At 39.4% G+C, this 23014-nt stretch carries 22 protein-coding genes; 6 read left to right on the top strand and 16 right to left on the bottom strand.

Translation table 11 applies throughout. The features are described 5' to 3' along the window. Positions 1–490: 490 nt before the first annotated feature. Positions 491–631: a hypothetical protein gene (locus PVK62_RS15825; RefSeq protein ID WP_274445140.1), complete on the bottom strand. Its 141-nt coding sequence runs from the start codon at positions 629–631 to the stop codon at positions 491–493. Positions 632–739: 108 nt separating this feature from the next. Here PVK62_RS15825 and PVK62_RS15820 point away from each other — a divergent pair, with 108 nt between their 5' ends. The 5 genes from PVK62_RS15820 to PVK62_RS15800 all read left to right on the top strand — a co-directional run bounded on the left by PVK62_RS15820 (position 740) and on the right by PVK62_RS15800 (position 6466). Further along, the gene (locus PVK62_RS15820; RefSeq protein WP_274445141.1) at positions 740–2032 is read left to right on the top strand and encodes an NCS2 family permease; all 1293 of its coding nucleotides are present in this window, start codon (positions 740–742) and stop codon (positions 2030–2032) included. A gap of 39 nt (positions 2033–2071) precedes the next feature. After that, entirely contained in the window at positions 2072–2530 is a 459-nt protein-coding gene (gpt, locus tag PVK62_RS15815; protein ID WP_274445142.1) for a xanthine phosphoribosyltransferase, read from the top strand. Positions 2531–2673: 143 nt separating this feature from the next. After that, on the top strand, positions 2674–3918 hold the full coding sequence (gene frsA, locus PVK62_RS15810; protein WP_274445143.1) for an esterase FrsA: 1245 nt from the start codon (positions 2674–2676) through the stop codon (positions 3916–3918). Positions 3919–4084: 166 nt separating this feature from the next. Continuing rightward, on the top strand, positions 4085–5194 hold the full coding sequence (gene proB / locus PVK62_RS15805) for a glutamate 5-kinase (RefSeq protein ID WP_274445144.1): 1110 nt from the start codon (positions 4085–4087) through the stop codon (positions 5192–5194). Between the two features lie 15 nt (positions 5195–5209). Next, entirely contained in the window at positions 5210–6466 is a 1257-nt protein-coding gene (locus PVK62_RS15800) for a glutamate-5-semialdehyde dehydrogenase (protein WP_274445145.1), read from the top strand. Between the two features lie 80 nt (positions 6467–6546). Here the strand turns inward: PVK62_RS15800 and lipA are convergent, their stop codons facing one another. The 12 genes from lipA to leuS all read right to left on the bottom strand — a co-directional run bounded on the left by lipA (position 6547) and on the right by leuS (position 19237). Further along, positions 6547–7512 (bottom strand): lipoyl synthase, encoded by a 966-nt coding sequence (lipA, locus tag PVK62_RS15795; RefSeq protein ID WP_274445146.1) that lies wholly within the window; start codon positions 7510–7512, stop codon positions 6547–6549. Further along, entirely contained in the window at positions 7505–8182 is a 678-nt protein-coding gene (gene lipB / locus PVK62_RS15790; RefSeq protein WP_274445147.1) for a lipoyl(octanoyl) transferase LipB, read from the bottom strand. Before lipB ends, lipA begins: the two co-directional genes overlap by 8 nt. 137 nt (positions 8183–8319) lie before the next feature. Further along, positions 8320–8589: a DUF493 family protein YbeD gene (ybeD, locus tag PVK62_RS15785; RefSeq protein ID WP_060993532.1), complete on the bottom strand. Its 270-nt coding sequence runs from the start codon at positions 8587–8589 to the stop codon at positions 8320–8322. A gap of 119 nt (positions 8590–8708) precedes the next feature. Next, positions 8709–9884: a serine hydrolase gene (locus tag PVK62_RS15780; RefSeq protein ID WP_274445148.1), complete on the bottom strand. Its 1176-nt coding sequence runs from the start codon at positions 9882–9884 to the stop codon at positions 8709–8711. Positions 9885–10143: 259 nt separating this feature from the next. After that, on the bottom strand, positions 10144–10950 hold the full coding sequence (locus PVK62_RS15775; RefSeq protein ID WP_274445149.1) for a septal ring lytic transglycosylase RlpA family protein: 807 nt from the start codon (positions 10948–10950) through the stop codon (positions 10144–10146). Continuing rightward, positions 10950–12071: a rod shape-determining protein RodA gene (rodA, locus tag PVK62_RS15770; RefSeq protein WP_274445150.1), complete on the bottom strand. Its 1122-nt coding sequence runs from the start codon at positions 12069–12071 to the stop codon at positions 10950–10952. The genes PVK62_RS15775 and rodA overlap by 1 nt, the downstream gene beginning before the upstream one ends. Beyond that, positions 12071–13948 carry a penicillin-binding protein 2 gene (gene mrdA / locus PVK62_RS15765; RefSeq protein WP_443111781.1) on the bottom strand — a complete coding sequence of 626 codons (1878 nt, stop codon included), beginning with the start codon at positions 13946–13948 and terminating at the stop codon, positions 12071–12073. Before mrdA ends, rodA begins: the two co-directional genes overlap by 1 nt. Before the next feature lie 6 nt (positions 13949–13954). Then, positions 13955–14425, bottom strand: coding sequence for a 23S rRNA (pseudouridine(1915)-N(3))-methyltransferase RlmH (rlmH, locus tag PVK62_RS15760; protein WP_045101495.1), 471 nt, complete (start codon positions 14423–14425; stop codon positions 13955–13957). 4 nt (positions 14426–14429) lie between these two features. After that, positions 14430–14747: a ribosome silencing factor gene (gene rsfS / locus PVK62_RS15755; RefSeq protein WP_274445152.1), complete on the bottom strand. Its 318-nt coding sequence runs from the start codon at positions 14745–14747 to the stop codon at positions 14430–14432. A gap of 56 nt (positions 14748–14803) precedes the next feature. Continuing rightward, entirely contained in the window at positions 14804–15838 is a 1035-nt protein-coding gene (gene holA, locus PVK62_RS15750; protein ID WP_274445153.1) for a DNA polymerase III subunit delta, read from the bottom strand. Between the two features lie 2 nt (positions 15839–15840). Beyond that, the gene (locus PVK62_RS15745) at positions 15841–16398 is read right to left on the bottom strand and encodes an LPS-assembly lipoprotein LptE (RefSeq protein WP_274445159.1); all 558 of its coding nucleotides are present in this window, start codon (positions 16396–16398) and stop codon (positions 15841–15843) included. A gap of 262 nt (positions 16399–16660) precedes the next feature. Next, complete coding sequence (gene leuS / locus PVK62_RS15740; RefSeq protein WP_274445154.1) at positions 16661–19237, bottom strand: leucine--tRNA ligase; 2577 nt, start codon at positions 19235–19237, stop codon at positions 16661–16663. Between the two features lie 166 nt (positions 19238–19403). Here leuS and PVK62_RS15735 point away from each other — a divergent pair, with 166 nt between their 5' ends. Then, positions 19404–19886 carry a zinc ribbon-containing protein gene (locus tag PVK62_RS15735; RefSeq protein WP_274445155.1) on the top strand — a complete coding sequence of 161 codons (483 nt, stop codon included), beginning with the start codon at positions 19404–19406 and terminating at the stop codon, positions 19884–19886. A gap of 69 nt (positions 19887–19955) precedes the next feature. Here PVK62_RS15735 and lnt read toward each other — a convergent pair whose 3' ends face one another. From lnt to ybeY, 3 genes are all read right to left on the bottom strand, one after another. Next, on the bottom strand, positions 19956–21461 hold the full coding sequence (gene lnt, locus PVK62_RS15730; protein WP_274445156.1) for an apolipoprotein N-acyltransferase: 1506 nt from the start codon (positions 21459–21461) through the stop codon (positions 19956–19958). A 104-nt stretch (positions 21462–21565) separates the two neighbouring features. Further along, entirely contained in the window at positions 21566–22444 is an 879-nt protein-coding gene (corC, locus tag PVK62_RS15725) for a CNNM family magnesium/cobalt transport protein CorC (RefSeq protein WP_274445157.1), read from the bottom strand. 69 nt (positions 22445–22513) lie between these two features. Beyond that, positions 22514–22975, bottom strand: coding sequence for an rRNA maturation RNase YbeY (gene ybeY / locus PVK62_RS15720; protein ID WP_274445158.1), 462 nt, complete (start codon positions 22973–22975; stop codon positions 22514–22516). Positions 22976–23014: the final 39 nt, after the last annotated feature.

The following is a 23014-nucleotide window of genomic DNA, read 5'->3' as shown; positions in this document are numbered from 1 at the left end:
TGAGTTGTTGGGTGTTAATTAAAACAAGTATACCTATGAATCTAGCTAATTACTCTGTTTGATATCGTAATTCCATATACTGATTTTATGAACTCAAAGGGAAATGGTTTAAATGATTGAATAGCAAACGGTTACGTAATAAAACTACACAATATGCTGCTTTAGTGGGCGCTAAGGGATATTTTTTGTGATCTATGTCTTATTTTTGTTGTAATTTAATTCCATGGTGATATAGTTGCCGTATCTGCTGATACGGTAGATATAAATGCTCAAAGGATGAGTCCGATTTATCGCCTCCAAGGAACCGAGATCAATTATTTTGTTTTTAACTGTCAATTGATAAGGTGATGTTATGTCTTTTTTAAGCTCTTCAAGTTTCTGGAATCAACGCTCTGTTTATACAAGTCAATTCGTATACCCAGCTTGCTTTGGTTACTAATAAAACTTCGGTTTTATACAGTAAAGTAATACCCCTATAATTGGAATTCAATTAAACCCATCTTGGGTGACTTAATTCTCCGCCAGCCAAATCTTTTGGGTGGCGTTTTTTTTGTTTTTTAATTATCACCGCACGACATCTTCTTTTTTTATTAGCGTTAATTTCAAATAGTGCTTTCACTTTATTTAGCATTAACTCATTAAAAGGGTAACTATCGCTAGAAATTCATATAATTCCTCTTTATAATCCTCAGCCAATCGATTACGCAAACGTTTAAATTATATAAGACTAGGACACACCATGCTTGAGAAACTGTTTCAACTAAAAGAAAACGGTACGGATTTTCGTACTGAGGTTATTGCAGGATTAACGACCTTCTTAACTATGGCTTATGTCATTTTCGTTAATCCCGCAATTCTAGCTGATGCGGGAATGGATAAAGGCGCTGTATTTGTTGCAACCTGTATTGCTGCAGCAATTGGCTGTTTCATTATGGGATTTGTTGCTAACTTTCCAATAGCTCAAGCTCCAGGCATGGGGTTAAATGCCTTTTTTACTTATACCGTTGTTTTAGGTATGGGCCATACATGGCAGGTTGCACTAGCTGCTGTATTTATGTCAGGTGTTTTATTTATACTGTTAAGTTTGTTTAAAATTAGAGAGTTAATCATTAATTCGATCCCTCTTTCTCTACGAACTGGTATTTCTGCAGGTATTGGTTTATTTCTGGCTTTTATTGCCTTAAAGAATTCAGGTATCGTGATTGATAACCCTGCAACATTAGTTTCAATGGGTAGTATTAATAGTTTTCCAGCAGCAATGGGGGCTTTAGCTTTCTTTTTGACTATTGCACTGGTTCATCGTGGCTATAAAGCCGCTGTTATGATTGCTATCTTAGCTGTAACTGCTATTGCATTACTTTTTGGTGATGTTCAATATGCAGGTATCATATCAATGCCACCAAGCATCGCACCTACATTTTTACAATTAGACTTTTCTAGTGCGTTTGAATTGAGCATGTTAACGGTTGTGTTTGCTTTCTTATTTGTTGATTTGTTTGATACTGCAGGAACTTTAGTTGGCGTGTCACAAAAAGCAGGAATTATGGATAAAGATGGTAATATCCCTCGATTAAATAAAGCATTATTAGCAGACTCAACGGCAACGTCAGTAGGTGCTTTATTAGGTACATCAAATACGACCTCATATATTGAAAGTGTTGCTGGTGTTGCTGCGGGTGGTCGTACTGGTTTAACGGCTGTTGTGGTTGGTATTCTATTTATTTTTGCTCTATTTTTCGCACCACTTGCAGGAATGGTTCCTGCTTATGCAACCGCTGGCGCACTGTTCTATGTTGCAATTTTAATGATGTCTGGTCTTGTGAGCATTGATTGGCGAGATCTTACTGAAGCGGCCCCTGTTGTTGTGGTATGCTTGCTTATGCCTTTAACCTTCTCTATTGCTGATGGTATTTCGTTAGGCTTTATCTCTTATGCTGCGATTAAGCTGTTAAGTGGTAAGGGACGTGACGTTCATATCAGTGTTTGGGTTCTTGCTGCACTATTCACGCTGAAATTTATTTTTACGGTGTAGTCATTATTATTGGCTATGCTTTTAGAGGTTTTGTCTATTATGGCTAACAAATTTGTAATCACTTGGGATAACATGCAGATGTATACTCGTCAGCTTGCTGAACAGTTACTTCCTGCTGAGCAATGGAAAGGTATTTTGGCTGTGAGCCGTGGCGGTTTAGTGCCTGCTGCGATTTTAGCTCGTGAGTTGAATATTCGTTATGTTGATACAGTTTGTATTTCAAGCTACGATCATGATCACCAGCGTGATATGACGGTTGTTAAAGCAATGGAAGGTGATGGTGAAGGTTTTATCATCATTGATGACCTTGTTGATAGCGGTGATACAGCGGTTAAACTACGTGAAATGTACCCTAAAGGTAAATTAGTGACAGTATGCGCTAAACCAGCAGGTACTCATTTGGTTGATGCCTATGTTGTTGATATTCCACAAGATACGTGGATTGAACAACCATGGGATATGGCAGTAACATACGTAGATCCTATTTGTAAAAAATAATGTAAATCAAATTGATAAAAATGACTCTCTTCGTAGGGTCATTTTTTTTGCCTTGAATTTGATTTTATTGCGCTCTGCGTATTTCTTATTTGTCTTTCAGTATATAGTAATAGTCATGAACCTTTGTATTACTGGTGTTTGGAATGACTCAACCTGAAAGTGAAAACCTCTCTGTTAAATTATTTAAAAATCAAAAGCAAGCCCTAGAGACGTCAGGCCTTGTTCCTTATCTTCCAAGTAGTGTGGAGCAAATGTCTTCCAATGATGACGACCGACGTTGGTATCGTGAACTTCGCCGCCCTCAATGGATTTGGCAAGGTGTTGAACCAATTGAATTAGAGTCAATTCTTGCTCGTATCGCCAATAGTGATAAAAATCGTACTCGTGACGAATGGCTTGATACCGTCAGTGGCTACCATTCTGGAAATTGGGCCTATGAGTGGATTCATGCAGGAATGGACCATCAAAAAAAAGCATCAAAATTAGAGGGTGATGAAGCAGCTGAATCTTTCTTTAAAGCCAGTTTATACTTTAGCATTGCTGGTTACCCGCACATTAAAGGGGACAATTTAGCGACTCAAGCACAAGTTCTTGCAAACCAAGCTTATGATATGGCAGCAAAAGAAACGTCTCATCGGATAGAGAAGATCCAAGTGCCTTATCAAGGTAAAAAAATCACTTGTTATTTACATTTACCAAGTACAGAAAAACCACTGCCAGTTGTTATTGTTAGTGGTGGAATGGATTCACTACAAACCGATATGTGGCGATTGTATCGTGATTTTCTTGCGCCAAATAATATAGCGATGCTGACGCTTGATATGCCATCTGTTGGCTACAGCTCACATTGGCCTTTGACTGAAGATTCCAGCTGTTTACATCAAGCGGTATTGAATCACTTACCCAATATCCCTTGGGTTGATCGTTTTCATGCGGCGGTAATGGGATTTCGATTTGGTGGAAATGTAGCGTTACGTCTCTCTTTTTTAGAGCCAAGCAGATTAAAGGCGTGTGTGGCTTTAGGTGCACCAATACATAATGTCCTATCTGAGCCGACGAAACTGAAAAAAATGCCAAAGATGTATTTGGATGTATTAGCGTCTCGGTTAGCAAAAAAAGTTGTCGATATCAATAGTTTAACTAGCCAGATGCAGGCATGGTCTTTAAAGAGCCAAGGCTTTCTTTCGGGAGGAAGAAAAACATCGGTTTCTGTTCTTTCTATTGGTTTAAAAGGGGATCCGGTATCTCCTAAATCAGATAACAAATTGGCCGCTTTATTTAGTCAATATGGCAAAGGCATCGAACTACAAAGTAAGACTTTGCATAATGGCTATGAAGAGGCGTTAAATCAGATGATTGAGTGGATAAAAGAGGAGATGAAGCAATAATCTGACTTTAAATTCATCTTATTAAAGTGAAATGTTATTAAATGCTATTTTAAGCTTGTACTGTTCTGATTTGCTTGCTAAATATAGGGCAGTTTTTCCATTATTATTACGATGAACAAAAATCGTAATTTAAAATATTATTAGTTAATAAATAGGTAGTAGGGAATTGAATACACAATCTCAAACCATAGTCGTTAAACTTGGTACAAGTGTACTCACCGGTGGCACATTAAAACTTGATAGAGCCCATATGGTTGAACTTGTTCGCCAATGTGTGCATCTGAAAAAGTTAGGTCACCAAGTTATTGTTGTTACATCTGGAGCGATTGCTGCTGGTCGTGAACATCTTAACTACCCCGAACTACCCAAAACCATGGCCAATAAGCAGCTACTGGCTGCTGTTGGTCAAAGTTGCTTAATTCAAGCATGGCAGAGTTTATTCGGTATCTATGGCGTTGATGTCGGACAAATGTTACTGACCCGCGCAGATTTAGACGATCGTGAACGTTATTTAAATGCACGAGATATGCTAACGGCTTTGCTTAAACATAACATTGTGCCTATTGTTAATGAAAATGATGCAGTAGCAACCAATGAAATTAAAGTGGGCGATAATGATAATTTATCAGCCCTAGTTGGAATTCTTGCCGGTGCAGATAAGCTGTTATTATTGACCGATCAGTCGGGATTATTTACGGCGGATCCACGAAAAGATCCAAAAGCTGAATTGATCAAAGAAGTTCATACGATTGATGAAACATTACGAAAAATTGCTGGTGGTAGCGGAACGACACTAGGTACTGGTGGTATGGCGACCAAACTACAAGCAGCAGATATTGCGCGTCGTGCTGGTATTGAAGTCGTTATTGCAGCGGGTAGTGCAGAAAACGTGATCAGTGATGTTATACACTCAAAACCACAAGGAACTAAGTTCTTACCTGTTGAATGTGCACTTGAAAGTCGTAAACGTTGGATTTTAGCTGGGCCTGCTTCTAACGGTCATATTGTTATTGATGATGGTGCCGTTAACGCTGTTCAACAAAAAGGAAGTAGCTTATTAAGTAAGGGGATTACTGAAGTTGCTGGTCATTTTGTTCGTGGTGGCGTTGCTAAGATTGTAAATACAAACGGCGAGTTGATTGCTCGTGGTATTTCACGCTATTCAAGTGATGATTTAAGTAAGATTTTAGGTAAGCACAGTCTGGATATTTATGCGGTATTGGGCTACGAATATGGGCCTGTAGCTATCCATCGTGATGATTTAGTACTGATTTAGTAATAAGGATATATAGTGAATTTAACAACTATGGGTCAGGCAGCAAAATCCGCTGCATTTGACTTGGCTGTTGCTCCAACAGCACAAAAGAACAGAGCGCTTGCTATTATTGCTGATGAGCTTGAAGCCAATAAAGAAGCGATTCTTGCTGCAAATGCAAAAGATATTAAAGCCGCAGTAGAAGCGGGTATTTCAGCAGCGATGCAAGACCGATTATTACTGACAGAAGAGCGTTTAGTTGGCATTGCTAATGATGTTCGTAATGTGATTAATTTAAATGATCCTGTTGGTAGCGAAATCGATAGTAAAGTATTAGAAAATGGGATGTCTTTATCTCGTCGTCGCGTGCCAATTGGTGTGATTGGCGTTATTTACGAAGCTCGTCCAAACGTGACTATTGATATTGCCTCATTATGTTTAAAAACAGGTAATGCGAGCATTTTACGTGGTGGTAAAGAAACCTTCTTTTCTAATATGGAATTGGTTAAGGTTATTCAAGTTGCGCTTGAAAAAGCAGGGTTACCAGCAGCGTCTGTGCAATATATCGAAAAGCCTGATCGTGAGTTAGTTTCCCAACTGCTTACTCTTGATGATTATGTCGATATGATCATTCCACGTGGTGGTGCTGGTTTACATAAAATGTGTAAAGAAAACAGCTCAATTCCAGTCATCATTGGTGGCTTTGGTATTAGCCATGCGTTTGTTGATGATAGCGCTGACTTAGAAAGAGCATTAGCGGTTGTAGATAATTCAAAAGCACAACGTCCATCAGCATGCAATGCGTTAGATACGTTATTGGTTCATGAAGCGGTAGCTCCACAATTCTTAGCATTGCTTGCAGATAATATGGCAGGCCGTGTTGAATTAGTTGCAGAGCCTAAAGCTTATGCACTATTAAAAGAATTTGAAGGTGTATCGCTACGTGAAGCTCAAGAGGGCGATTTTGACACGGAATGGCTAAGTTACACATTAGGTGTAAAAGTCGTTGCTGATGTAAACGAAGCTGCTGCTCATATGCAAACACACAACGCGAGCCATTCAGATACGATCTTAACGAATAATATTGAATCTGCTGAGAAGTTCATTAATACCGCGGGATCGGCTGCTGTCTATGTGAATGCATCAACCCGCTTTACTGATGGCGCTCAGTTTGGTTTAGGCGCAGAAGTTGCAGTGTCTACTCAAAAGCTTCATGCGCGTGGTCCAATGGGCTTAGAAGAGTTAACAAGTTATAAATGGGTAGGTAAAGCAGATTATCTAATTCGTCGTTAATCCCCCCTTAATTAGCTTATAGCAAATAAATAAAAAGGTTGACGCCAAAACGTCAACCTTTTTTATTTCTGAACTCTGAACTATTTAACTTCTTCGCCTTTCGCTTGAAGATCGGCATGATAAGAAGAACGAACAAATGGTCCACAAGCAGCATGAGTAAAGCCAAGCTCAAGTGCAATCTCTTTTAGTTCATCAAACTCAGCAGGTGGAACGTAACGTTCAACAGGAAGGTGATGACGACTTGGCGCTAAATATTGACCGAGAGTCAGCATTGTCACACCGTGAGCACGCAAGTCTTTTAATACTTGCACTATCTCTTCTTTCGTTTCACCTAACCCCATCATTACACCAGACTTAGTGGGTACAGTAGGGTGTTGTTCTTTAAATTTCTTCAATAGATCAAGTGACCATTGGTAGTTAGCACCAGGGCGAACCTTACGATATAAGCGCGGCGCTGTTTCTAAGTTGTGGTTAAACACATCTGGTGGATTGCCATGCATTGCATCTAATGCGCGATCCATACGACCACGGAAATCAGGAACTAGCGTTTCAATACGGATCTCTGGATTTAATTCACGAATTTCGCGGTTACAATCAGCAAAGTGCTGTGCGCCACCATCACGTAAATCATCACGATCAACAGAGGTTATCACGACGTATTTTAGTTTCATATCTTGAATCGTTTTTGCCAATTTCTTTGGCTCTTCCGTTTCAGGAGTAACTGGACGTCCATGAGCAACATCACAGAAAGGACAACGACGAGTGCAAATTGCACCTAAGATCATAAAGGTAGCAGTACCATGATTAAAACATTCTGCTAAGTTTGGGCAGGAGGCTTCTTCACATACAGAGTTAAGGTTGTTTTTACGCATTGCAGATTTGATTTCATCAATACGCTTACTGCTTGATGGAAGTTTTATTTTCATCCATTCAGGCTTACGTAATACTTCTTTTTTTTCTGTTGGCATGTTTTTAACTGGAATTAGAGCCATTTTATCGGCATCGCGGTATTTCACGCCTTTTTCCATTTGAATTGGCTTACTCATGATCGCTGCTTTCCATTATGTACTCGATATCAGTGTAATCAAGTAACGTTGTTAATTCTTTAATAAGTAGAGAGTGAACATCTTCAACGTGTTCTGCTTTGTTCTCTACGTCATCGTTTTCTTTGACTAAATCGTGCAGTTGTATCATTTCCATCCCAGCATAACCGCAAGGGTTAATACGAAGAAAAGGAGATAGATCCATATTTACATTTAGTGCTAGTCCGTGGAATGAGCACCCTTTACGGATACGTAAACCAAGAGAGCAAATTTTCTTATTATTGACATACACACCCGGAGCATCAGGTCGTGCCGCTGATTCAATGCCAAATTGATATAAAGTATTAACCACTGTATTTTCAATGTGGGTGACTAATTCACGAACGCCCGTATTTTTACGGCGTAAGTTGATTAACACATAAGCGACTAGTTGACCTGGCCCATGGTAGGTAACTTGCCCACCGCGATCACTTTTTACTATAGGGATATCACCAGCAGCAAGGACGTGTTCTTCTTTACCGGCCTGCCCTTGAGTAAATACAGGATTATGTTCTACCAACCATACTTCATCGCATGTATTTTCATCACGCTCATCAGTAAAAGTATGCATTGCTTTCCATACCGGCTCATAATCTTGTCGGCCAAGGTTTTTAACAACGAGACGCTTGTTCAATCGGATCACACTTGATTTGATAATTTGAGGTAATGATAGCAAGGATAGAAAGGAAGGAATAGGTAAGAAATGTAGGGGTATATCAAAAGTTTTAGAAGCTGAGTACTATTTATCTCTAAATAGCACTCAATATCTGATTATAAAACCATGCGAACCATTTCGATTTCGGCTAGTTCTTTATATAGTGTTTCTACTTGTTCAATCGATGTAGCTGTAATACTTACAGAGACAGAGTTGTAGTTACCTTTGCCACTTGCTTTTACTTGTGGAGTGTAATCACCAGGAGCATGACGCTGAATTACTTCAAGTACAAGTACAGGAAGGTCTTCGTGAGCAAGGCCAACGGCTTTATAAGTAAATTTACATGGGAATTCTAGAAGATCTTTTAGCTTTGGTTGCTCTTGCATAACCGTCTCCAATCGAGAGTGGATAAATAGTAAGAAGGGAATTTTACTGTGACCTAAGTCAGATAACAAGGGAAATAAAAAAAGGTGACCGAAGCCACCTTTTTTTAATTAGTTAGCTATTAGCTTAACCAACCTTTAAACATTAATACGATGTAATCGATGAGACGACTGAAAATGCCACCTTCTTCAACATCATTTAGTGCAAGCAGCGGGTATTCAGCAATGTCTTCGCCATCGACTTGGTAGAAAAGCTTACCAACAACATCACCTTTATAGATAGGTGCTTCAAGTGTTTTCTCTAGAACAAAACTTGCTGTCATCTTTTTAGCTTGACCACGAGGAAGTGTCACATAGGTATCTTCAGCAACGCCTAAAGCAACTTCATCAGTGCTACCCATCCATACTTTTTCCGTTACGAAGGTTTCATTTGCTTTGTGCGGAGAAACTGTTTCGAAGAATCGGAAGCCATAGTTAAGTAATTTTTTACTTTCAGCTTTACGTGCATTACCTGATTTAGTGCCCATAACGACAGCAACTAAACGCATTTTACCTTCAGTTGCAGAACTTACTAGGTTGTAACCAGCACCATCGGTATGGCCTGTTTTAATGCCATCAACATTCATGCTTTTATCCCACAATAAACCATTACGGTTATATTGGGTGATACCGTTGTAAGTATATGATTTTTGAGAGTATACGCGGTACTCTTCTGGAACATCACGGATTAAAGCCTGTCCGATTAATGCCATATCATAAGGCGTAGAGTATAAGTCATCGCTATCTAGACCGTGCACATTACCAAAATGGGTATTTTCAAGTTTTAGAGTTCTGCCCCATGCGTTCATTAGATCAACAAATGCATCTTCAGAGCCAGCTACGTGTTCAGCCATAGCAACACAAGCATCATTACCAGATTGAACAATAATACCTTGATTTAAGTCGCGAACTTTAATTGTACTACCTACTTCGATGAACATCTTAGATGAGCCAGGGAAGTTTTTTGCCCATGCATTTTTGCTGATAACAACATCGTCATCCATCGAAATATTACCACTTTCGACTTCTTGACCGATGACATAGCTTGTCATCATTTTAGTTAAACTTGCAGGGTTCATGCGAACGTTCATGTCTTTTTCAGCAAGAACTTTTCCTGAATGATAATCCATTAGTACGTAGCCCTTTGCCGCAATTTGAGGTGCGTTAGGGATAACGGCTGGGGCAGCTACTGCAACAGTAGAGCCAAGAATGAAGCTAGATAAAATAATTCGTTTTAACTGTTTTGCTGATTTCTTCATAATAATAACTTTTGCACTTTGAGGTAGTGAACTGCGTATATAATAGCAGATTTGAATATCATGACCAGATGTGTAATTAAATAACTGATTATCTATAAAAAGATAGTTAATTATAATTCATAAATTGAGAAACATAAATATCGCTATCTTATTGTTATATAAAGACAATTGTATTTTTAATTAGTTCAACTAATGTTCATGTTATAAGTAAATGCAGATATCTAGTTACAATATTCACTTAATATTGACATTAGAAAGATTATTTTTTTGCTTCTTGGATAATAAATGCCGATGAATAATTAGTATTCTTCACTTTTAATAATGTTTTATCGGCAACATCACGATCAAGAAATGGACCTAAACGAACTCGAAATACGGAATTTGATTTTATTATATTCGTGGAGGTGTTGAATTTTTCTTGCAGTAGCAAAGCGGCTTTCTCTGCACTGTCTTTATTTTTCACTGCAACCATTTGGATATAATATTGATTTGGATCTATCGCGTGCCAATCTTGAATATTGGTCGGTTTCTCAATGGCAATATATTCAATCTTCACATTAGCGGTGCCTGTTTTTATTACATCTAATTTTGTTGCTGCTGCAAAACTTAAATCAATAATGCGTCCTTCATGGAAAGGCCCACGGTCATTAACTCGAACAATGGCTGTTTTTCCATTGTCTTTATTGAACACTTTAACATAGCTAGGAATTGGTAATGTTTTATGAGCAGCACTCATTGAGTACATATCATATACCTCACCATTAGAGGTTTTATGACCATGGAACTTATTACCATACCAAGAGCTTTTTCCTTCTTGAGTAAAGCCTTTTGGCTCTTTAACTATGGGATAGTCTCGACCTAATAAAGTGTAATCTTTATTGCCGTATAAACTTTTTGGCTCATAGCGTGGGTGAGCATCCTCAATATGTTCCACTGATATAGGAGCTTGCGGAGCAACATCACTGTCAATTTGATAACGACCAGCATTAGGTTCGTTTTTGTTTACCGCAGGTTCTGAAGCACAGCCTGCTAATACAAGAGAGAGTACAAGTAAAAAAATGCGCATTAATTAGCCTTTGAGTGAACGTTTTTATGTGTATGAATTGACATAAGAATACCAAAACCTGCCATCAGGGTGACCATTGAAGTGCCGCCATAGCTGACTAATGGAAGTGGGACGCCAACAACAGGAAGAATACCACTTACCATTCCGATATTTACAAAAATATAAACAAAGAAGCTTAACACGATACTACCTGACATCATTCGACCAAAAGCAGTTTGAGCTTGGCTTGCTAAGAAGAGCCCTCGACCAATAATGAATAGATAAATAGAGAGCAGAGCGATAACTCCAATTAATCCCCATTCTTCTGCTATAACGGCAAAGATGAAATCAGTATGGCGCTCAGGTATGAACTCTAATTGAGATTGTGTTCCATGTAACCATCCTTTGCCACCTAGTCCGCCAGAGCCAATTGCAATTTTTGATTGGATAATATGATACCCTGCACCGAGTGGATCGGACTCTGGATTAAATAAGGTTTGCACTCGAACTTTCTGATAAGGTCGCATTAAAAAGAACCACAGAATCGGTATGAATGCGCCTATGGCCATAGCGGCGGCTGAAATTATTTTCCAGCTAATTCCCGCTAAGAAAAGAACAAAAATACCTGATGCAGCAATCAAAATTGATGTACCTAAATCAGGTTGTTTAGCTATCATGATTGTTGGGATAAACACCATTAACAATGCGTAAAATAGTGTTTTAATTGTGGGTGGAAGTGGTTGATTACCAATATAGCGTGCAACCATTAAAGGGACTGCTAGCTTAATCAGTTCTGAGGGCTGAAAACGAACAAACCCGAAATTAAGCCATCGCTGTGCCCCTTTAGAGGCTTCACCAAAAAAAAGCACGCCAAGTAATAAAATAATCCCAAGGGTGAATAAATAGGGAGCAGCCGCTTCATAAGCTCTTGGCGATATTTGAGCTAAAAGCAGCATGATCCCAAGTGACAAGAGCATTCGCATTGCTTGCTTATCCATCATTAATAGACTTTGACCACTGGCGCTATACATTATAACTAATGCTGCTGCCATAAGGGTTAATATCCCTAGCAGTAGGGGTAAATCTAAATGGACACGGTGGAAAAAATCACGATTCTTTCCTGAAGCAATATCAACTCTCATTACTTTTTAGTCACCTCTTCTGATTTTGGCAGTAATACATAATCAAATAAATTCCTTGCAATTGGTCCACCCTGGCTTGACCCTCCTCCGCCATTTTCAAGAACAAGAGATACGATGACTTTTGGATCTTTTGCTGGAGCAAAGCCAGTAAATAGGGCGTGATCTCTTAAGTGTTCAGCTATTTCGTCGGCGTTATATTCTTGGTCTTCTTTTAATCCAAAGACCTGAGATGTGCCTGATTTACCCGCGCTTACATAAGGAGTACCAGCAAAAGCACGTCTTGCTGTACCCATTCGACCATTATTAACTAGAATCATGCCATCAATGGCTAATTGCCAATAGCTATCCTTTACACCTGCGATTGGTGGGTACGGCTCAGGTTCAAAAGGCATTTCATGCTGGCCATCAATAATTGCTTTTAGCAAATAAGGTGCTTGTACTTTTCCGTGATTCGTGAGTACTGCTGTCGCTTTAGCAATTTGCATTGGCGTTGCTGTCCAATATCCTTGCCCGATACCTACCGGAATTGTATCGCCTTGATACCAAGGGGTTCTAAAGCGAGCTACTTTCCAATCGCGAGTGGGCATATTGGCTTTACTTTCTTCATGAATATCAATGCCGGTGTAATCACCAAAACCAAACTTCATCATCCACGTTGAAAGTTTATCTATCCCCATATCAAAAGAAATTTGATAGAAAAAAGTATCTACGGATTCTTCAATAGATTGTTTTAAATTAACCGTTCCATGCCCCCAGCGTTTCCAGTCCCTAAATGGTTTGGTTTTAGAGTTAGGTATGCGCCAGTAACCAGGATCATTACGTGTCGTATATGGTGTTACGATGTTATCTTCTAATGCTGAAACGGCAATAAATGGCTTAACCGTTGATGCGGGAGGATAAATCCCAAGGGTTGCACGGTTAACTAATGGACGGTTAGGGTCATTTAATAATGCGTTATAATTTTTACTTGAAATGCCGTGAACAAATAAATTTGGATCGTAACTAGGACTGGAGACCATAGCTAAAACAGCACTGGTTTTAGGCTCAAGTACAATTGCGGCTCCTCGTCTTCCATCTAATTGTTTTTCAACAAATTCTTGTAATTTAATATCCAGATTTAATACGATGTTTTTACCAGGGATCGGCGGTACATATTTAAGAGTACGAACCACACGACCACGGCTGTTAACCTCAACTTCTTGATAGCCAGCAGTGCCGTGAAGAATGTCTTCATAATAACGCTCAATACCTAGTTTGCCGATATCACGAGTCGCTTGATAATTCGCGTCTTTTTCTTCACGTGCTAAACGAGCGAGATCTCGGTCATTAATCTTAGCAACATAGCCAAGTACATGGGTAAAGGTTTTACCATAGGGATAAAAACGTTTTAGATAAGCTTTAACTTCAACGCCTGAATATTTGTGTTGATTAACCGCAAAAACAGCCACTTGCTCTTGAGTTAATTGAGACAAAATAGGGACAGATTTAAAACGACGTGTGCGGCGACGTTCTTTTTGGAAATCATCAATATTATCTTGAGTAATGGGTAGGATTTTTTGTAACTCTTTGAATAATAAAGGTAAGTTTTTTATTTTGTCTGGACTGATTTCTAAATTAAAAACAGGGCGGTTTTCCGCTAAAGGAACGTTATTACGGTCAAAGATAAGACCTCGATTAGGAGCGATAGGAACCACTTTAATACGGTTGTCGTTCGAACGTGTTTTATAATCTTGAAATTCATTGATCTGAATATTGTATAAATTACTCAATAGCAGACCAATAAGTATAATGATCCCCGCAAACGAGACGATTGCTCGGGAAGCAAATAGTCTCGTTTCAGCGTGGTAATCACGAATTTGTGTGCGTTTGCGCTTAATCAACTCTTATTCTCTGTGGTAAGGGTGATTGGCTGTAATACTCCATGCACGGTATAAGCTTTCTGCCATAACAACACGAACAAGAGGGTGTGGGAGTGTGAGTGGAGATAAAGACCAACTTTGTTCTGCTGCCGCTTTACAAGCAGGAGATAGACCTTCAGGCCCACCGATGAGAATAGATACATCACGAGCATCTAATTTCCAAACTTCAAGTTGCTCTGCTAATTGCTCGGTATCCCAACGCTTGCCAGGAATATCAAGAGTGACAATACGATTACCTTTTGGTACTGCGGCCAGCATCGCTTCTCCCTCTTTTTGAAGGATTCGTGCTATATCGGCATTTTTACCACGTTTACCTGCTGTTATTTCAATAAGTTCAAGAGGCATATCTTTAGGGAAGCGACGGCTGTATTCTTTGTAGCCTTCTTCTACCCATTTAGGCATTTTTGTTCCAACGGCAATTAATTGAAGCTTCATTAAATTAGCTCCACAGCTTTTCTAGTTGATATAGTTCACGGTGCTCTTCTTGCAGAATATGAATCATGACGTCACCCATATCAACAACAACCCATTCACCTTCAGCTTCGCCGTCAACACCATAGGGAGTTAAACCTACTTCTCTTGCCTTATTTGATACATTCAGGGCAATAGAGCTAACATGGCGTTTTGAGGTGCCAGTACATACAATCATAAAATCTGTAATGCTTGATTTGTCACGGACATCAAGAGTAATGATGTTTTCAGCTTTCATATCATCAACATTGTTGAATAGAAAATCATGGAGTTCTTTATCTTGCAAAGTAATCACCTAGAAGAAATGGATTATTTATAATGGAGTATATCAGTGATATTCCATTAATGAGATAAGTTGGGTGTCACTGAAATGTGAATATTACACATATCTAAAGTCAATTGACTAAGTTGTGGCCAACAATTGGTGTCGAAGTCTGTTTTAGTCGCGACTTCCATGCGTGCCAGTGAGCGAATAAGCTGCTGTATTTGCATCATTGGTAATCGTTGTAATGCGGATTGATACAAAGGACGTCGGTTTTGCCATACCTTATAGCGATCAAAGACAGTAAACATAGCTTCGCCTTGAGTAATCGCTTGTTGGAAGGTTTGTAATAGAAAGAGCTCTTTTTGTAGCGTTCTTAATAGAATAACAACTTCCACGCCTTCACTCTCCAATTGACGAAGAATACGCTGTGCGCGTTTTGCTTGACCTGATAACAAAGTATCGAGTAATTGAAATGGAGTGAAATGGTTATTTCTATTTAAGGCTTCTTCTATACGAATTAAAGTCAGTAAACCATCAGGGTATAATAGGGCGAGTTTATCTAAACTTTGAGCAAGAGCGAGTAGATTACCTTCATGCCACTGAGCTAGCATTTGTATTGCTTCTGCATCAGGATTTAACTTGAGCTTTTTACAACGCTGTTGAATAAAACGAGGAAGCTGTTGGTTGTCTGGTGTATTACAAGGTACAAATAAACCAAGTTGAACTAAGGCTTTAAACCATTGACTATTTTCTTGAGCTTTATTAACTCTTGGTCCTTGAATAACCAATAAAATATCATCGTGAAGAGCTGGTACAAGCTCTTTAATCTTATTGGTATGCGCTGTTGTGAGCCCTGTTTCTGGGATGGTAAGTTCAAGTATTTGTCGAGATGAAAATAAGCTTAAGGCTTGAGTACAATCAAAGATCAATTCCCAATCGAGCTGTTTATCGAGTGTGAATTGATTCTTTTCTTCAAATCCATGCGTTAATGCCGTTTGGCGAATGATATCTAGACTTTCTTGCTTTAATAGTGGTTCATTACCAAATAAAAGGTAGCACTGACGTAAACCACGATCTAAATTTTGTGCTAATTGTTCTGGAAATACTCTCATTATTATTGATTATTTTCAGTTGATGGACTCATTGTTTGTATTACTTCTTGCGTTGAAACGTGAGTTTTGCTTTTGTTATTATTAGTAATGGTACTAGTCGTTCCTACCGGGGGGGAATCTGCTTTTAATCGAGCCATTTGACGTAAGATTTGTTCTGCGGCTTGTGTGCGCATTTCATCTTCAATCATGTCTCGTTCAACCGATTTAGCCAGTGCCGTTAGTGGGTTATCAAGATAATTACGATTAACTGTAGTCGTGTAAGTTTTAATGTCATATTTTGGAATAAGAACGCTGTATCTAACGGTATAGGTCAGTTCTTTTTCTGCTGCTCGGCTATTTTGATAAAGAGATAAAGTACGCTCACCAAGACTTTCGCTGATCAAATCTAAACTAGGCGTTATGGTTGTTGGCGCAACTTGGCGGATCCCATTCATTCTTAACTGCTTTTGCACATTACGAGTTAAATCACTGTACTGATCAAAACTGGTTAGTGAGATTTCATGTAACTCTTCTGGAAGAAGGTAATCTCCACGTAGCTGAAAACCACACGCAGAGACCATAAGTGAAAGAGTCAATACGATTGTCGTATGAAGAGAAAATAGAGATAAAAGTCGTTTCACCGAGTAACTCCCTCAAGTGGTGATTAAATGCTTACTTAACTATTCTATCGACAATTTGAGTTATTGTATAAGATAAAACAGTTAAATAAGCATAAGCGGATAAGTCGCTTATGCTTTAAATAGAAAAGTAATAAGAAAAAAGGTTCAAATTACTTTTTAGTTAATAACGTGACTTTAACTAGTAAACCAGTCAATAGGTAAATTAGTTAGCTACGATGTTTAAAAGCTTGCCTGGTACATAGATAACTTTACGGATAGTTAGGCCATCTAGGAACTTAAGTGCGTTTTCATCGTTAAGACCAAGCTCTTTTACTTGTTCTTCTGTTGCATCAGCAGCAACAATCAGTTTTGCACGTAATTTACCGTTGATCATAACAACGATAGTTTTCTCATCTTCAACAAGTGCTTTTTCATCAAATGTTGGCCATGCAGCGGTATCGATGTTTGATTCACCTAGTGCATCCCACATTGCAAAGCTTGCGTGTGGAGTCATTGGGTAAAGCATAACAACAACGGCTTTTAATGCTTCATCAAGAAGAGCGCGATCTTGTGCTGATCCTTGAGGAGCTTTATTTAGCTTGTTCATCAATTCCATGATAGCAGCAATAGCGGTGTTGAAGGTTTGGCGACGGCCAATATCATCACTTACTTTTGCAATTGTTTTGTGAACATCGCGGCGTAATGCTTTTTGGTCACCAGAAAGAGCGGCAATATCTAATGCTTCAGTTGCGCCTTTTGTTGTGTGTTCGTGAACTAATTTCCACACACGTTTAAGGAAACGACTAGCGCCTTCAACGCCTGATTCTTGCCATTCTAGAGTCATATCAGCAGGCGCTGCAAACATCATGAATAGACGAACCGTATCTGCACCAAATTTATCAACCATCTCTTGAGGGTCAATACCGTTGTTTTTAGACTTAGACATTTTGATCATGCCTGAGTGTTCAACATTGCGACCTTGGTTGTCGATTGCTTTCTCGATGCGACCTTTTGCGTCACGTTCGATAGTTACGTCTGTTGGCGCGATCCACTCTTTTGTGCCTTTATCGTTAGTGTGGTGGAATGCATCAGCAAGTACCATACCTTGACATAAAAGTTGCTTGAATGGTTCGTCTGAGTTTACATAACCCGCATCACGTAAAAGCTTGTGGAAGAAGCGAGAATATAGAAGGTGCATACATGCATGTTCAATACCACCAACGTATTGGTCTACTGGTAACCAGTAGTTTGCTTTTTCTGGGTCTAGAATATCGTCAGCTTGTGGTGAACAGTAACGTGCGTAGTACCAAGATGATTCCATGAAGGTATCAAAGGTATCTGTTTCACGCAGTGCTGGCTCGCCATTGAATGTGGTTTTCGCCCATTCTTTATCGGCTTTGATAGGGCTAGTTACGCCATCCATTACCACATCTTCAGGAAGAATTACTGGCAGTTGATCTGCAGGTACTGGATGAACTTCACCATCTTCAGTCGTTACCATTGGGATTGGAGCGCCCCAGTAACGTTGACGAGAAACACCCCAGTCACGTAGACGGAAGTTTACCGTTTTCTTGCCTTTACCTTCTGCTTCTAGTTTCGCAGCGATGGCATCAAATGCTTCTTGGAAAGCAAGACCGTCGAATTCACCAGAATCAAACAGAACGCCTTTTTCAGTATAAGCGGCTTCAGAAACGTCTACATCAGAACCATCTTCAGGCTTGATTACTGGAATAATATCCAAATTGTATTTAGTTGCAAATTCATAGTCACGTTGATCGTGAGCTGGAACCGCCATTACTGCACCTGTGCCGTAATCCATTAATACGAAGTTTGCGACAAAAATTGGCACTTCACGACCGTTAAGAGGGTGGATAGCACGTAGGCCTGTATCCATACCTTTCTTTTCCATCGTTGCTAATTCTGCTTCAGCAACTTTGGTATTGCGACACTCTTCTGTGAATGCAAATAACTCAGGGTTTGTTGCTGCTGCTTTCTCTGCAAGAGGGTGACCTGCTGCGATACCAACGTAAGTAACACCCATTAGCGTATCTGGACGTGTGGTATATACTTCTAAAGGCGCTTCTTCGCCATTAACAGCAAAAGATAGCTCTACGCCTTCAGAGCGGCCAATCCAGTTGCGTTGCATGGTTTTAACCATTTCAGGCCAACCATCAAGGTTATCTAGATCATCAAGAAGCTCTTGTGCGTATTCAGTAATTTTGATAAACCACTGTGGAATTTTCTTTTGTTCAACAGGGGTATCACAACGCCAACAACAACCGTCTTCAACTTGTTCGTTTGCAAGAACAGTTTGGTCGTTTGGACACCAGTTTACAGAAGAGGTTTTCTTATAAACTAGGCCTTTGTTGTACAGTTTTGTGAAGAATTCTTGTTCCCAACGGTAGTACTCAGGTGTACAGGTTGCAAACTCACGATTCCAATCGTAACCAAAGCCTAATAGCTTAAGCTGGTTTTTCATGTATTCGATGTTTTCGTAAGTCCACGGCGCAGGCGCTGTTTTATTTTTTACCGCTGCATTCTCAGCAGGAAGACCAAACGCATCCCAACCGATAGGTTGCATTACGTTTTTGCCTTGTAGACGTTGGTAACGAGAAACTACATCACCAATAGTATAGTTACGAACGTGACCCATGTGTAGACGACCACTTGGGTATGGGAACATTGAGAGGCAGTAGAATTTTTCTTTGCTTGCGTCTTCAGTCACAACAAACGTTTTGTTGTCATCCCAATGTTTTTGGATCTTCTGTTCTAGATCCTGTGGATTATATTGTTCTTGCATCGATTTACCCAGTTATGTCAGTGGATCACAAAAAATGTGAGATCGGTTTGATCAGATAATACTTGATCGGCATAGAATAACTAATGGAGCGCTTATACTCAAGCGACCTGATAACCTTTAACTCACTCTTCGCTATATAAATCTAGCGAATTCTTGGAGGTGACTTATGTCTAAGCAAAAAACAGGTTATAACGCCGTCTTAGAGCGTGTAATGAATGTATTGGAAAGAAGTCCTGAAGAATTTGAACATTGGGCCAAATCATCAGAAGAGGTGGTGGATGCGGCGTCTGATATGACCAAAGATGAACTTGCTTTAATTTCAAGTTATGTAAAACGAGATATGAAAGAGTTTGCTCAAAATTATGAAGAGAGCAAAGCGACTTTTCCTGATTCGCCATTTTATCGATTGATCTCTGATTCTATGTGGCATGCTTTACTTGAAATTACCGATAAAACACAAGTTGAATGGAAAGAAGTGTTTGATGATTTAGAACATCAAGGGGTTTATCAAGCGGGTGAAGTCGTTGGTTTAGGTATTTTAGTGTGTGAAAAATGCGGTCACCGTGAGCAATTTAACCATGCTCAAATCATTCAAGCTTGCACGCACTGTGATAATAAAGAGTTTACTCGAATGTCTCTGAAGCCATAGTGATTTTAGGTCTTATAAAGTAGGAGGTCTGTATATCAATTAAGACATACAGACCAGTGGCGAATGTCATTAGGTTCGTTTTCGCCAAGCGATAACCAAAGATAAAAAGACTAACAGATACAAAGGTATTGAACCCCAGTAACGATAAGGTGTTATGCCTTTGGTAGGGATCACTTCCCCTCGTAATACCGCAGTGGTGAACTGTGGGATTTGTTGAGTAATGTTGCCACGATAATCTGTGATCGCAGTTACGCCATTATTTGTTGAGCGAATAACGGGTTTACCTGTTTCTAGCGCACGCATTTGTGCCATTTCCATATGTTGTAATGGCCCAATTGAGGTGCCAAACCAAGCGTCATTAGACAGTGTTAAAATGTAATCCGTTTGCTCGGTAATATTTTCTCTAACCTGTTCACCATAGACTATTTCATAGCATAGTGCTGGAGCTAAATGGATACCGCTGGCTTCGATATTCGGTTGAATGTAATGTCCTCGGCTAAATGATGACATGGGTAGATTAAATATCGGAGCCAATGGACGAAGTAATTCTTCAAAAGGTACAAATTCACCAAATGGAAGTAGGTGATGTTTACTGTATCTTGGCTGATCTTGATAGTCGTAACCTTTGGTACCATTTACACCAAGTGAAATAATATTGTTATAGAAATTTCCGGTTGGACTTTGGCCAACAATGCCAGTAATAACTGTGCTGTTATTCATGGTGGCTGCGCTATCGAGGTTGCGTAAAAAACTTGGAATTTCAATCTCTAACGCAGGGATTGCGGCTTCTGGCCACACAATTAAATCGGCATCCCAATTTTTACGTGTCAAATCCATGTATTTCATGATGGTTGGCCAGCGCTCTCTTGGCAGCCATTTAATTGCTTGGTTAATATTTCCTTGGATAAGAGCGACTTTAGTTGCTTTGTCTGGCAGAGGTGTAACCCAATCAAATGGTTTGATGGCAAAAGAGGTTGCAGCAAGAATTGCAGGTATAAGTAATAATCCCCATTTTTTTTCTAATAGAGCGTAACTCATCGCCCCTACCGAAATGAGAATAATAGCCGTAATCCCTTCAACACCAAAAATAGGCCCCCATACTGATAATGGACTGTCAATTTGGCTATAGCCTAGCCATAACCAAGGGAAACCAGTAAATACCCAACCACGCAGCCAGTCGGTGACGAGCCAAAGAGCTGGGACGGCAAGTAAATATTTCGTTAGGGAATTAGACGTAAAAAAGCGCTGTAGGAGAAAAGCGAATAATGTTGGGTACAAGGCAAGATAGCTTATTAAACCAACCATAAGGAATAAGCCAGCAGCGATTGGCATTCCGCCAAAATTATCAATACTGATATGTACCCAGCTAATACCGGTAGAAAAATAACCAAGCCCCCAGAAGAAACCTAGCCAAGTTGCTCTTTTTGTTGATTGTTTATGTATAACAAGCAAAAAACAGAGTGGGGCAATATACGCAAAGATCCACAAGGAGTAAGGTGCAAATGCTAATGTTGCACTGGCTCCAGAAAGCAAAGCAACAATAATAAGAAAAAGGTAATGAGACAGAAGAGGCATGGCTTATTAACTCTGATAGAAAGGTGAGTGATATTGCAAAAAAGAGTTAGTCTATATAATTCAGGTAAAGTTCAGCCACTAGAGAGATCTAGTGGCTGTATTTTTTATTCTTCTTCAGATTCTTTTTTTTCAGATTCTTTATCTGGAATCGTAACTTGAAGTTGAATAATGCGACGATTGTCTGCTGCGGTTACTTTAAAAGTAAAACCAGAGATTTCGATAGTTTCGCCACTTTCAGGTAAATGCCCAAAGCTGGTTAATACTAACCCTCCAACCGTATCAATTTCTTCATCACTGAAGTTTGTTGAGAAGATCTCGTTAAAATCATCAATCTCAGTTAGGGCTTTCACAGCAAATGTGTGCTTACTTAACTGGCGGATGTCTTTTTCTTCTTCGTCATCAAACTCATCTTCAATATCCCCAACGATTTCTTCAAGGATATCTTCGATAGTAACTAAACCAGAAACCCCACCAAACTCATCAACAACGATGGCCATGTGGTAGCGCTGCTGTCTAAACTCTTTTAAAAGTTTATCAACACGTTTACTTTCAGGTACTACAACAGCTGGTCGAATAACTTGCTCGATCTCAAAGGCTTCACAATCTGAGCCTAGATATCTAAGTAAGTCCTTCGCAAGGAGAATTCCTTCAACATGGTCTTTATCTTCACTGATCACAGGGTAGCGTGAATGTGATGCTTCTATGATAGTTGCTATCAGTGATTCTAGATCTTGAGTTTTTTCAACTGTGACCATTTGAGAGCGCGGTAACATGATGTCTCGAACTCTCATTTCAGAAATTTCCATAACACCTTCGAGCATGTCTCGGGTGTCGTGGTCAATAACTTCATTCTCTTCTGAGTCTCTAAATACATCTACCAGCTCTTGGCGATCTTTAGGTTCCCCTTGGAATAATTGAGAAAGGCGTCCTAGGAAGGACTTTCTACTCGGACCTTCTGTATTCTGTGAATTTTCGTCGTTCATGGCTTCTTTAAAAGTAGTTGCTATCAATGTGGATAGCTCACATAGGTAACTATTGGATTATTCCAATAATTATTTCTCAGTAAGATATGGGTCTTCAAATCCCATTTCTTGCATTAATTCTGTTTCGAGAGTTTCCATCTCTTCAGCTTCTTCATCCTCGATATGGTCATAACCTAGCAGATGAAGACTGCCATGTACAACCATATGCGCCCAATGTGCTAATAAAGGCTTGTTTTGTTCAACAGCTTCTCTTTCAACAACTTGACGACAGATGATTAAATCACCTAATAAATCGATCTCAATTTCAGGTGGCGCTTCAAATGGAAAAGACAATACATTGGTTGGTTTGTCCATACCACGGTATTGATGGTTTAACTCATGACTTTCTTTTTCATCTACAATTCGGATTGTTAGCTCTGCTTGTGGTTGAAATTGGGGAAGCACTGCATTTAGCCAAGACATAATGTCTTTTTCAGAAGGCAGGTCTTTTTCATTTTCACATGCAATTTGTAGATCGAGTTCAATGCTCATGGTTCACCTAAATGTATTACTTATTATTATCAACATCAG

The organism is Aliivibrio sp. S3MY1 (assembly GCF_028765575.1).
Taxonomy (GTDB): Bacteria; Pseudomonadota; Gammaproteobacteria; order Enterobacterales; family Vibrionaceae; genus Aliivibrio.
The sequence above is the reverse complement of the archived record's forward strand: the minus strand, read 5'-3'. Positions and strand labels throughout refer to the sequence as shown.

Excerpts from the sequence above, each read along its gene's own strand:
- PVK62_RS15825 (WP_274445140.1), bottom strand. The coding sequence starts at position 631 with ATGCTAAATAAAGTGAAAGCACTATTTGAAATTAACGCTAATAAAAAA.
- PVK62_RS15820 (WP_274445141.1), top strand. The coding sequence starts at position 740 with ATGCTTGAGAAACTGTTTCAACTAAAAGAAAACGGTACGGATTTTCGT.
- gpt (WP_274445142.1), top strand. The coding sequence starts at position 2,072 with ATGGCTAACAAATTTGTAATCACTTGGGATAACATGCAGATGTATACT.
- frsA (WP_274445143.1), top strand. The coding sequence starts at position 2,674 with ATGACTCAACCTGAAAGTGAAAACCTCTCTGTTAAATTATTTAAAAAT.
- lipA (WP_274445146.1), bottom strand. The coding sequence starts at position 7,512 with ATGAGTAAGCCAATTCAAATGGAAAAAGGCGTGAAATACCGCGATGCC.
- ybeD (WP_060993532.1), bottom strand. The coding sequence starts at position 8,589 with ATGCAAGAGCAACCAAAGCTAAAAGATCTTCTAGAATTCCCATGTAAA.
- PVK62_RS15780 (WP_274445148.1), bottom strand. The coding sequence starts at position 9,884 with ATGAAGAAATCAGCAAAACAGTTAAAACGAATTATTTTATCTAGCTTC.
- PVK62_RS15775 (WP_274445149.1), bottom strand. The coding sequence starts at position 10,950 with ATGCGCATTTTTTTACTTGTACTCTCTCTTGTATTAGCAGGCTGTGCT.
- rodA (WP_274445150.1), bottom strand. The coding sequence starts at position 12,071 with ATGAGAGTTGATATTGCTTCAGGAAAGAATCGTGATTTTTTCCACCGT.
- rlmH (WP_045101495.1), bottom strand. The coding sequence starts at position 14,425 with ATGAAGCTTCAATTAATTGCCGTTGGAACAAAAATGCCTAAATGGGTA.
- holA (WP_274445153.1), bottom strand. The coding sequence starts at position 15,838 with ATGAGAGTATTTCCAGAACAATTAGCACAAAATTTAGATCGTGGTTTA.
- PVK62_RS15745 (WP_274445159.1), bottom strand. The coding sequence starts at position 16,398 with ATGGTCTCTGCGTGTGGTTTTCAGCTACGTGGAGATTACCTTCTTCCA.
- leuS (WP_274445154.1), bottom strand. The coding sequence starts at position 19,237 with ATGCAAGAACAATATAATCCACAGGATCTAGAACAGAAGATCCAAAAA.
- PVK62_RS15735 (WP_274445155.1), top strand. The coding sequence starts at position 19,404 with ATGTCTAAGCAAAAAACAGGTTATAACGCCGTCTTAGAGCGTGTAATG.
- lnt (WP_274445156.1), bottom strand. The coding sequence starts at position 21,461 with ATGCCTCTTCTGTCTCATTACCTTTTTCTTATTATTGTTGCTTTGCTT.
- corC (WP_274445157.1), bottom strand. The coding sequence starts at position 22,444 with ATGAACGACGAAAATTCACAGAATACAGAAGGTCCGAGTAGAAAGTCC.
- ybeY (WP_274445158.1), bottom strand. The coding sequence starts at position 22,975 with ATGAGCATTGAACTCGATCTACAAATTGCATGTGAAAATGAAAAAGAC.